We start from the raw sequence: 11,417 nt of genomic DNA on the forward strand, positions 1-11,417 counted from the left end.
CTGCGCTCGGCATGCAGGCCCAAGCAGCAGGCGCCTCGGCAACTGCGGTCGGCTACCAAGCGAATGCAAGCAAAGAGGCTGCTACTTCGATAGGCACCTTGAGCGATGCGACTGGCCAGGAATCGACGGCCATCGGTAACAAGGCGCAAGCGACCGGGACAGGCGCTATTGCTCTTGGCGGTGCGCTTGATGTCGGTGGTGTGAATAAGGCCGCCAACGCCCTGGCCGATGACGCCATCGCGATCGGGCGCGAGGCCAAGGTCGATGCGACATTTACTGGAAGTATCGCCATCGGAAACAAGGCCACGGCCAGTGCTCTAGATGCCGTCGCGGTGGGTCAGTCAGCCACGGCATCGGCTCAATATTCTTCGGCCTTCGGCGATTCGGCCCGCGCTGCGGCGCTCAGCGCTACCGCGGTGGGCTACGTGGCAACCGCATCGGGCTTGCGTTCCACTGCGGTGGGTACCGAGTCCGATGCGACCGGCGACGAATCGGTGGCCCTCGGTGAGTATGCCCAAGCGACTGCCGCCGGCGCGGTCGCCCTTGGCGCAGGCACTAGCACGACTGCAGCGGCGCATGCGAACGCCGTCGATTCCATCGCGATCGGTCGCGAGGCCGGCGTCAGTGCGACCGGTGTCGGCAGCATCGCCATCGGTAATAAGGCGCAAGCCAACGCCCTGGATGCTGTCGCACTCGGTCAATCGGCCACGGCATCGGCCCAGTACAGCTCTGCCTTCGGGGATTCGGCTAACGCCGCGGCTCTCAGCGCTACCGCAGTAGGCTACTTGGCAACGGCATCGGGGCAGCGATCCACATCAGTCGGCACCGAATCCGACGCAACGGGCGTCGAATCGGTCGCTCTCGGTGAGTTCGCCCAAGCCACCGGCGCAGGCGCGGTCGCTCTCGGCGCGGGTACCAGCGCAGCAGCAGCGTCTCAAGCCAACGCCGTCGACTCCGTCGCGATCGGCCGGGCGGCCGTAGTCGGCGCAGCCAACACTTCGGGCATCGCCCTCGGCCGCGGCGCCACGGTCAACGGCGCCTTCGGCATCGCCCAGGGCGATGGCGTCGTATCCGGCACCACCGGCCGCAACGTCGCCATCGGTTCTACCGGCACCACCGCCAACAGCAGCAGCGCCATCGGCGGCGCCGTGGCCATCGGCCGCGCCCAGACCGCCAACGGCAACGGTGCGGTCGCCATCGGCGATCCGAATACCGCGACCGGCACCGGTGCGGTGGCGGTCGGTGCGGACAACAACGCCAGCGGCCAGGGCGCCGTGGCCCTGGGCAATCTCAACACCGCGAACGGGCAGGGCTCGGTGGCCATCGGCAATTCGAGCTCCGCCGTCCCGGCCGGCGCAGTCGCCATCGGCGACGGCGCCTCGGCCGGCATCGCGCGCAGCGTCGCACTGGGCAGCGGTTCGACGACCGCCGCCGCGGTCGGCACCGCCAGCACCGTCATCCGCGGTACGACCTACAACTTCGCCGGCACCGCCCCGACCAGCACGGTCAGCGTGGGCACGGCCGGTGCCGAACGCACCGTCACCAACGTCGCTGCCGGCCGTCTCAGCGGCACCAGCACCGACGCGGTCAACGGCAGCCAGTTGTTCGCCACCAACCAGGCGGTGCAGGCCGCCGGCGCCGGCTTCGGCCTGACCGCGCAGGGCGCCAACGGCTCCAACGTCGACCCCAGCGAGGCGATCGACCTGCGCAACACCGATGGCAACATCGCCGTCAGCAAGGTCGCGGGCGATAACAACGTCAACTTCGACCTGGCCGACGACATCACGGTCAACAGCGTCACCGCCGGCAACAGCCGGCTCAACAACACCGGCCTGACCATCGCCGGCGGTCCGAGCGTGACCTCGGCCGGCATCAACGCCGGTAATCAGGTGATCACCAATGTCGCCGCAGGCGTTGCCGGCACCGACGGCGTCAACAAGAGCCAGCTGGATGCGGTCGGCGCGACCGCGAACGCGGGCTTCAACGTCTCCGCACAGGGCGCCAACAGCACCAACGTGGCTCCGGGCGAGACCGTCGACTTCAACAACAGCGATGGCAACATCGTGGTCAGCAAGACCGGCGCCGACGACAACGTCAACTTCGACCTGGCCGACGACATCACCGTCAACAGCGTCACCGCCGGCAACAGCAGGCTCGATAACACCGGTTTGGTCATCACCGGCGGCCCGAGCGTGACCTCGGCCGGCATCAACGCCGGCAACCAGGTCATCAGCAACGTCGCCGCGGGCGTCGCCGGCACCGACGGCGTCAACAAGAGCCAGCTCGATGCGGTTGGCGCGACTGCCAATGCGGGCTTCAACGTCAGCGCGCAGGGCGCCAACGGCACCAACGTCGCTCCGGGCCAAACGGTGGATCTGAAGAACACCGACGGCAACATCCTCGTCAGCAAGACAGGCGCCGATGACAACGTCAACTTCGACCTGGCCGACGACATCACCGTCAACAGCGTCACCGCGGGTGCCACCACGCTCAACAACACCGGTTTGGTCATTACCGGCGGCCCGAGCGTGACCTCGGCCGGCATCAACGCCGGCAACCAGGTGATCACCAATGTTGCGGCGGGCGTTGCAGCGACCGATGGCGTCAACAAGAGCCAGCTCGATGCGGTCGGCGCGACCGCCAATGCGGGCTTCAACGTCAGTGCGCAGGGCGCCAACAGCACCAACGTCGCCCCGGGCGAGACCGTCGACCTACGCAACAGCGACGGCAACATCGTCGTCAGCAAGACTGGCGCCGACGATAACGTCGCCTTCGACCTGGCCGACGACATCACCGTCAACAGCGTTACCGCCGGTGCCACGACGCTCAACAACACCGGCCTGACCATCGCCGGTGGCCCGAGCGTGACCTCGGCCGGCATCAATGCCGGCAACCAGGTGATCACCAATGTCGCCGCGGGCGTCGCGGGGACCGACGGCGTCAACAAGAGCCAGTTGGATGCAGTGGCCGGCGGCGCCACGACGCAAGGTATGAACTTCACCGGCAACGATGCCACCGCCGGCGATGTGCATCGCGATCTGGGGCAAACCCTGTCGATCCGCGGCGATGCGACCGCTGCCGGCAGCTACAGCGGCGGCAACATCAAGACGGTGACCGACCCGACCACCGGCGCGATCAACGTGCAACTGGCCGACTCGCCGAAGTTCGGCAACGTCGTGATCAACGACGGCGGCAGCGGCCGCATCAGCGGCGTTACCGCCGGCACGGCGGCGACTGATGCGGTTAACAAGAGCCAGCTCGATGCGGTCGGCGCGACCGCGAACGCGGGCTTCAACGTCAGTGCGCAGGGCGCCAACAGCACCAACGTTGCCCCGGGCGAGACCGTCGACTTCAGCAACAGCGACGGCAACATCGTGGTCAGCAAGACCGGCGCCGACGACAACGTCGCCTTCGACCTGGCCGACGACATCACCGTCAACAGCGTCACGGCCGGTGCCACCACGCTCAACAACACCGGCCTGACCATCGCCGGCGGCCCGAGCGTGACCTCGGCCGGCATCAACGCCGGTAATCAGGTGATCACCAATGTTGCGGCGGGCGTTGCCGGCACCGACGGCGTCAACAAGAGCCAGCTCGATGCCGTGGCCGGCGGCTCCACGACGCTGGGCATGAACTTCACCGGCAACGACGCGACCGCCGGCGATGTGCATCGCGACCTGGGCCAGACCCTGTCGATCCGCGGCGACGCGACAGCTGCCGGCAGCTACAGCGGCGGCAACATCAAGACGGTGACCGACCCGGCCACCGGCGCGATCAACGTGCAACTGGCCGATTCGCCGAAGTTCGGCAACGTCATCGTCAACGACGGCAGTACCGGCAAGATCAGCGGCGTCACCGCGGCGGAGCTGAGCGCGGCGAGCACCGAGGCGGTCAACGGTTCGCAGCTGTTCCAGACCAACCAGGACGCCGTGGCGCTGGGCAATCGCGTGACCACGAACGAGGGCAACATCGCCGCGCTCAACAATGTGGTCGGCCCAACCGACCAGGCCTACCAGGACGCCAACGGCCACGGCGTGCGTTATGTGCGCACCAACGACACCGGCTTGCCCGAGTCGGATGCGTTCGCGACCGGCGCCAACTCCACCGCGGTCGGCTACAACGCCCGGGCATCGGCCGAGGAAACCCTCGCGATCGGCGAAAACGCAGCGGCCAGCGCGCTCAGTGCCCTGGCGCTCGGCTCGGGCTCGGAGGCGACGAACGATTATGCGATTGCCATCGGCGATGAAGCTACGGCCAGCGGCAGATTCTCGTTGGCTGTGGGCGATACCGCCAATGCGAGCGCAGAGTCGGCGATGGCGGTGGGCCTGGGGGCGGTTGCGAGTGGCACCGGCGCCACTGCGCTGGGTGCTCTAAGCAGTGCTGCGGGAGTCGGGGCAGCGGCCCTTGGCAATAGAGCAAATGCGAGCGCATTGGGCACGACGGCGATCGGTTTGGATAGCCGGGCCAGTAACGCGGGCAGCGTGGCGCTGGGCTGGAATTCGATCGCCGACGGCGCCACGCTGGGCGAGCTGGCTTACGTGCCGGATGGCTCAACGTACACGGTCGCCGCTACCTCCGCGCTTAGCGAGGTGTCGATCGGCAGCGCGGGCAACGAACGCCGCCTGTCCAACGTCGCGGCAGGCGCGGTCGATACCGATGCGGCCAACATCAGCCAGCTCAAGGCGGTGGACAGCAAGATCACCTCGTTGGGCCAGGACTCGCTGCTGTGGGACCCGACCGCGAACGGCGGTACCGGTGCGTATAACGCCAACCATCTCGGCACCGGCCCGAACAAGATCGTCAACGTGGCGCCGGCCGATCTGAGCGCGGCGAGCACCGATGCGGTCAACGGCTCGCAGTTGTTCCAGACCAACCAGGACGTGGCCGCGCTCGATACCCGGGTGACCACCGCCGAGGGCGACATCAACAACCTCGACAACCGCGTCACCACCAACGAAGGCGACATCACCAACATCAAGAACCAGATGGGCCCGACCGATCCGGCCTACCTGCAGCAGAACGGCCGCGGTACGCGTTATGCGCGCACCAACGACACCGGCCTGGCCGAGGACGATGCGCACGCCCAGGGCGTGGGTTCGACCGCGGTGGGTTACAACGCCACCAGCTCGGCTGCCGATGCAGTCGCGATCGGTCGCAACAGCCAGGCCAGCCATGCCGGTAGTGTCGCGCTGGGTGCAGGTTCGGTCGCCAACGGCAGCACGCTCGGCAATGCGGCCTACTTGGTCGGCGGCACCGCGACCGGCGAGGTCAACGTCGGCAACCGCCGCGTCACCGGCGTCGCCGCGGGTTCGGAAGACACCGATGCGGCCAACGTCGGCCAGCTCAAGGCGGTGGCGACCAGCGCCACCCAGGCCGAGCAGCGTTCGGTGAAGTACGACTGGAACGACCTCGATGCGGACGGCCAGATCGATCCGGGCGAAGTCGACTACAGCAAGGCGACCCTGGCTGGCCCGGTGAGCACCGATGGCGGTGCGACCGGCGGCAGCAAGATCACCAACCTGGCCCAGGGCGAGGTGTCGGCCACGTCGACCGATGCGGTCAACGGTGCCCAGCTCTACAACGTCGCCGGCCCGAACGATGCGACCTACATCAGTCAGAACGGCCGCGGTACGCGTTATGCGCGCACCAACGACACCGGCCTGGCCGAGGCGGATGCGCATGCACAGGCGGTGGGTTCGAGTGCGGTGGGCTACAACGCCACCGCCTCGGCCGGGAACGCCGTGGCGGTGGGTCGCGATTCGGTCGCCGGCCATGCCAACTCGGTCGCGCTCGGTGCCGGTTCGTCGACCACGGCCGGCGCGCAGAGCGGCTACAACGCGGCCTATGTCGGCAGCAGCAACTCGACCGGCCAGGTCCAGGTCGGCGGCCGCACCATCGGCGGCGTGGCCGCGGGCTCGGCGGCGGACGACGCGGTCAATGTCGCCCAGCTGCAAGCCGGCGTTACCAATGCGGTGACCCAGGCTAATGCCTACACCGACACGCGCGTCGACCAGATCGCCGGCAACGTCGCTCAGTACGACAACCGCATCAGCACCGTCGAAGGCGACGTCAACAACGTCAAGAACGGCTCGGCGGGTCTGTTCCAGGTGAGCCAGGACAACACCGCGGCTCCGACGGTCAGCGGCGCCAATGCCTCGGCCGGCGGTGCCGGTGCGGTGGCTTCGGGCAGCGGCAGCACGGCGCTCGGCAACGGCGCCATCGCCTCGGCGAACAATGCCGTGGCCCTGGGCGCCGGTTCGGTGGCGAACCAGGAGGGCACCGTATCGGTCGGTTCGGCCGGCAACGAACGCCGGGTGAGCAATGTCGCGGCCGGCACGGCCGACACCGATGCGGTCAACGTCGCGCAGTTGAAGGGCTTCACCACCGGCGGCCTGCAGTACGACAAGAACGCCGACGGCAGCAACAACACCAACAGCGTGACCTTCAACCCGAACGGCAGCGGCGAGACCACCCTGCGCAACGTCGCGGCCGGCAAGGCCCCGACCGACGCGGTCAACGTCAGCCAGTTGGGCCAAGCGGTGACCACGGCCAACAGCTACACCGACAGCCAGGTCGCCACGGTCCGCAACGACGTGTGGAAGCTCGGCGGCGACGTCCGCCGCCTGGAACGCGACATGCATGCAGGCATCGCCACGGCGATCGCGATCAAGCCGGCGCCCTATGTGGCCGGTCGCACGACGTACTACGCGGGCTTCGGCGCCTACAAGAGCGAAGCGGCGTTCGGCGTCAGCCTGCGGCATACCGCCGACAACGGGCGCTGGAGCCTGGAAGGCGGTGCGTCGACCAACAGCGACGGCATCGGCGCGTACATCGGCGTGAGCGGTGTGCTGGGCGACTGAGTAAGGCGTAGTCCGGCCCGTCTTGCATGCAGTACGCAAGGCGGGCCGGTTTTTGCGGTAAGCCGGCCGGGCTGCATCGGCGCCGGGATTGTCTCAGGCGGCTTCGGCCGCCGCCGTGTCTCGTCCGACCTGCCTCGAACGCACCCGCAGCGAAGACGTTTGTCCCTCCCCGTTGTGCAAGCGATATTCATCGGAGTTCTTCGTATGACCTTATCCTTGGTCGAGTCGCCGCAATTCAGGTTCACCGACGAGCAGTGGCGGATCGTCGCGTCGCATCTTCCGCGCCAGTACCAGGCGCGCATTCTCAACAACACCGGTGACTACCGCACTTTCATCGAGGCGGTGTTGTGGGTGGTCGCCAACAATGCGCCGTGGACCAGCGTGCCGCAGGGCTTCGGTTCGTGGCGGGCGATCTACGTGCGCTTCCTGCGTTGGTCCGAAAACGAACACTGGATCGCGGTGGAACGCGCCATCGGCATGGACAGCGAACTGGCCAAGGGCCTGCGCGAACGCGTCGAGCGTTACCACGCGAGCAACCGCTGGCGCCGCAAGCGCGGCGAAGCACTGTCGCCCAAGCCCGTTGCGGTGGAGAGCGACCTGGAAGGCGAAATGGCCAGGCGCTGGGGTGTGTTGAAAGTGGGCTGAGTCGCGCCCGTAAGTTTAAGGAAGCCAGGCTTCCATCTCGACACGCCGCACCCCTGCGGCGTTTACAGCGGTACCACGGCCGGCTCCCCCTCCGGCCCGCGGGCCGCTTTGCGGCCGCATCGGCTGCTTTGCGTCGGGCCGGGCCCTCCCTCCGTATTTCGGACGGTTCGACGCGCTTTTTCCCTGCCTGCCGCGACCCTGCTTCGCCCGGCTCTCGACCGCTGCGCACGGTTTCCATGCAATCGGTTGGACGGTCCGCTGTGGGGACGGGCACTCGAATCGATCTACATTCCAACCGGAAAGCCATTCATGAAGAACGCCACCGTTTTCAGCCGTTTCTGCCTGGCCCTGGCGGTCATCGCTCTGGGCGTGAGCGAGGGCCATGCCACGCGCGCCGACGACAGCAAGTTCGTCGACTGCGGCTCGACCTCGAACGGTCTTTCGGTGCGGGCGGCATCGGTGCAGCCCAGGCAGTTCGCCTGCCCGCGGGCGACCCTGGTCGGCGAGAGATACCTGCGTGCGATACGCAAGAAGGCCCTTGCGAGCGTTCGCATCAGCGTGAGCGGGGCGACCTGGATTTGCCGGGAGCGCCTGTACGACACCAATCCCGTACTGGAATGCATCATGCAGCGAGAGCCGCGCGAGATCGTCACCCTGGCGTCCTGAGCCCGTACTGCTGCCATCGCTCCATCGCCCGGACATGCCGCGGCCTGTCCGCGACCCGCGCGAAACCGCATTGCGCGATCCTCGGCGTCAAGCGCCAAGAGGGGCATGAGCGGGCTTGCCGAACGCCAGTACCGGACGCATGATTATTCAGCGTGTTCAGATCGTGGGCGACCCTCGGACGGCCGCCGGCGACGAATGCTCGACCTGCGTCGGTACCCGCATCCAACGTTCCTGATGATCTTGCGCCGCACGACGGCGACCCCAAGGTGAGAACACGATGACGACGCCGTGGCCCGCGGATGCCTGGTATCTGCAACTGGCCGACCTGACCACCGATCTGCGTTTTCGCCGGCTGATTCATTCAGGCCAAAGCGTGGAGTTGCCGCAGCGGGTCTTCGACCTGTGGTTGCTGTTGCTGAGCGAGCCCAACCGGCTGCATACGCGCACCGAACTGTTCGACCGGCTATGGGCCGGCACCATCGTCGAAGACACCAACCTGTCGCAGAACGTGTGGCTGCTGCGCAAAGCCCTGGGCGAGGAACGCAAGGGTTGGATCCGCACGGTGGCCAAGAGCGGCTACGTGTTCGAGCCGCCGGAGCCGTTGCAGTGGTTCAAGCAGTTGCCGCCGGCTCCGCAGGCGGCTGGCGAGGCCATCGCTTCCGCGGATTCGCAAGCCTTCGCCGAGGCGGCCGAGTACGTGGCGTTCGCCGAGTCGCAGCAGGCAGTTCTTGAAGAGCCTTCTGCCTCGGCCGGTCCGATGGCGGTGTTCGATCCGGTGCCGCTGTCGATGGCCGTCGAACCCAGGCCGCTGCCTCTGCCGGCGCCGCTTCCCGCACGGGGCCTGCGCGGCGGCAGGCGAGCGTGGGCGTTCGCCGTGCTCGGCTTGATCGTGCTTGCCGGGGCGATGGTCTTGTTCGCCCAGCGCTGGAACGGGTTTGGTAGGAGCGAGCCGAAGCTCGCCGTGGCGCTGGTGACGATCGAGGATCTGCAGGTCACGTCGCGATGGCCGGCCAAGCTGCTCGAAGAATGGCTGAGCTGGAAGCTGGGCAGCCTGCCCGAGGTGAATCTGCTCAGCGAAAGCGATCTGGTCGCCGATCAAGGTTCGGGGACGGTGCAAGTGGTGTTCCTGTCGTCGGTGCGCGTGCCCAACGACCCCGAGAAAATCGCGTTGTACGTGCGTTTCCAGGAGGACGGAAAGGAACAGCGTCTGGAAGTGAAGGGCGATCCTTCCGAGATGCCGGCCCTGGTCGATTCGGTGTCGCGCCAGCTCGTGGCCCGCTTGCTTCCGGCTCGTGAAGCGCCATGGCCCGCACTGGAACTCAGCGCGGCCGCGGCCCAGCGCTATGAGCAGGCTGCGTTGGCGCTCGATCGCCGCGACTGGATGTCGGCGGTTTCGATAGGCAGCGAGATCGTCGAGTCGGCGCCGCGCTTCGGCTTGATGCGTCTGCAGTTGGCGCAGGCGCACGCACGGCTGTCACAAGGCGCCGCGGCGACGGCGCAGATGGAGGTCGCGGTGAAGTTGCTGGCGACCGCGCCGCCCGAGGCGGCCGACTTGCTGGAAGCGCAGCGACTGGCGCTCGATCCGCGCCGCGGCCAGGACGCACTCAAGGCGTTCTCGGCCCTGGCCGACCGGCATCCCGACAAGGCCGCCTATCGATTGCAATACGCGCGCTTGCTGGTCAACGCCGGCGAGCCGCGAGGGGCCTTGGCGCAGCTGGCCGATGCCGGCGGCCGGGACGTCATCGGCTTACGCATCGCCAAGCATCTGTTGCGGGCGGACGCGTACCAGGTACTCGGCGATCCGGCGCGGATGCGTACGCAGGCGGCCGCCGCCGAGCGCCTTGCGCGCGACGCCGGTGCCGGCTGGACCTTGGAACGCGCCGACGCCTTGCTGTTGGCGGCTCGCGCCGACAGCCTGCAGTTTCCCGAGCGTCCGGTGCCTGCCGCCTACGAACAGGCGGCGACGCTGTACGAGCAAGGCGGCAATTCGACCGGCGCGCTGCACGCCAGGGTATTGGCGCGCATGGCCGGCCCCCTGACCGGGGAAGCGGACGCGGCCTTGGGTGCGTTGCTGGCGCGCGCCAACGCCGGTGGCTACCACCGTCTCGAAGTGGACGTGCTGGTCGCCAGCGCCGACCAGTACATGAAGGCCGGCGATGCCGACACGTATCGCGCGCGGCTGTTGCAGGCGGCGGCGGTCGCGGACGCTTCCGGCGATCTGCTGTCGATGGCTCAGCTGGATTTCAGATTGCTGCGAAACGACATGCTGACATTGCGATTCGACAGCGCAGCGGTTCGCATCGAACGCCTGCGCTCCATGAAGGTCCAGGGCAACCTGGGGACTGCTTCGGAACAGTTCGCTGCGAGCTTGCTGCTTCTGCGCGGGCACTATGTCGAAGGTCTTGAGGTCATCAATCAAGCCGAGCGTTTGTTGCCGGCCGTACCTGCCGGCCATGCCGAGTCGGAAGCTCATGCGCAATTGGCATGCACGCGCGTGGTGCCCTTGGTGGCGCTGGGGCGGGTGCCTGAGGCGCGTCGCAATCAAGATCGCTGTTCGCAGAGCGATGCGGTGGTCTCGCGCTCGCGGGGCTTGCTCAGCAAGACCTATATCGAATTGTTGCTGGGCGACCGCATTCAGGCCGCGACCTCGCTGAGCCAGGCCGAACAATCCTTGCCGAACAAACCGCCCGAGCGCTGGATTCAACAACTGGAACTGGCCAGGCAAGCGACCCTGCTCGGGCAGCCGGAGAAATCCGAGCGTATCCATGCGCAATTGCTGCCGCAGCTGCAGCCGACCGGTTACACCGCTTATGTCGCCCAAACCATGACGGGGCAGGCCGAAAGTGCCGCGGCCATGGGCGACTGGGCGCGCAGCCGCGCCCTTGCGGCCGAGGTTCGCCAGACGATTCCCGCGGATGTGTGGTTCCTGATCAAACGCTTGGAACTGCTCGCCATTGCCGATGCGCTAGAGCACGGCGACCGGCGCACGGCCATCGCCAAGGCGAGCGCGTTGCACGCGCGCGTGCATCGGCTCGGCGATGCGGTCCTGGAGATGCAAGTGCACAGCATGTTCGAACCGGGCGTTCTCGATGACGATTGCAGCGCGGCCGAGCGCGAGGCCTTGGTCGCCCGCACCGGCATGCGCGGCAGCAACGTCGATTGGCTAAACCTCTCGGGACCTGCCGGCCGAGGGACTTCGCGGTAGCGAGTCTGTGCCTGCATCCAAACTTCCCGACGATGGATCCT

At 67.4% G+C, this 11,417-nt stretch carries 4 protein-coding genes; all 4 read left to right on the plus strand.

Going from position 1 to position 11,417, the window contains the following annotated elements:
- The first annotated feature begins 200 nt into the window (after nt 1-200).
- The 4 genes from LC490_RS10340 to LC490_RS10355 all read left to right on the plus strand — a co-directional run bounded on the left by LC490_RS10340 (nt 201) and on the right by LC490_RS10355 (nt 11,376).
- On the plus strand, nt 201-6,860 hold the full coding sequence (locus LC490_RS10340) for a hypothetical protein (RefSeq protein WP_223620230.1): 6,660 nt from the start codon (nt 201-203) through the stop codon (nt 6,858-6,860).
- A 204-nt stretch (nt 6,861-7,064) separates the two neighbouring features.
- Nucleotides 7,065-7,505, plus strand: a complete 441-nt coding sequence (locus LC490_RS10345) for a transposase (RefSeq protein ID WP_223620139.1) — start codon at nt 7,065-7,067, stop codon at nt 7,503-7,505.
- A 309-nt stretch (nt 7,506-7,814) separates the two neighbouring features.
- Nucleotides 7,815-8,171 carry a hypothetical protein gene (locus LC490_RS10350; RefSeq protein WP_031373586.1) on the plus strand — a complete coding sequence of 119 codons (357 nt, stop codon included), beginning with the start codon at nt 7,815-7,817 and terminating at the stop codon, nt 8,169-8,171.
- A gap of 277 nt (nt 8,172-8,448) precedes the next feature.
- Complete coding sequence (locus LC490_RS10355) at nt 8,449-11,376, plus strand: winged helix-turn-helix domain-containing protein (RefSeq protein ID WP_223620140.1); 2,928 nt, start codon at nt 8,449-8,451, stop codon at nt 11,374-11,376.
- Nucleotides 11,377-11,417: the final 41 nt, after the last annotated feature.

This window comes from Lysobacter sp. ESA13C (assembly GCF_019970005.1).
GTDB classification, from domain to species: domain Bacteria; phylum Pseudomonadota; class Gammaproteobacteria; order Xanthomonadales; family Xanthomonadaceae; genus Lysobacter; species Lysobacter antibioticus_B.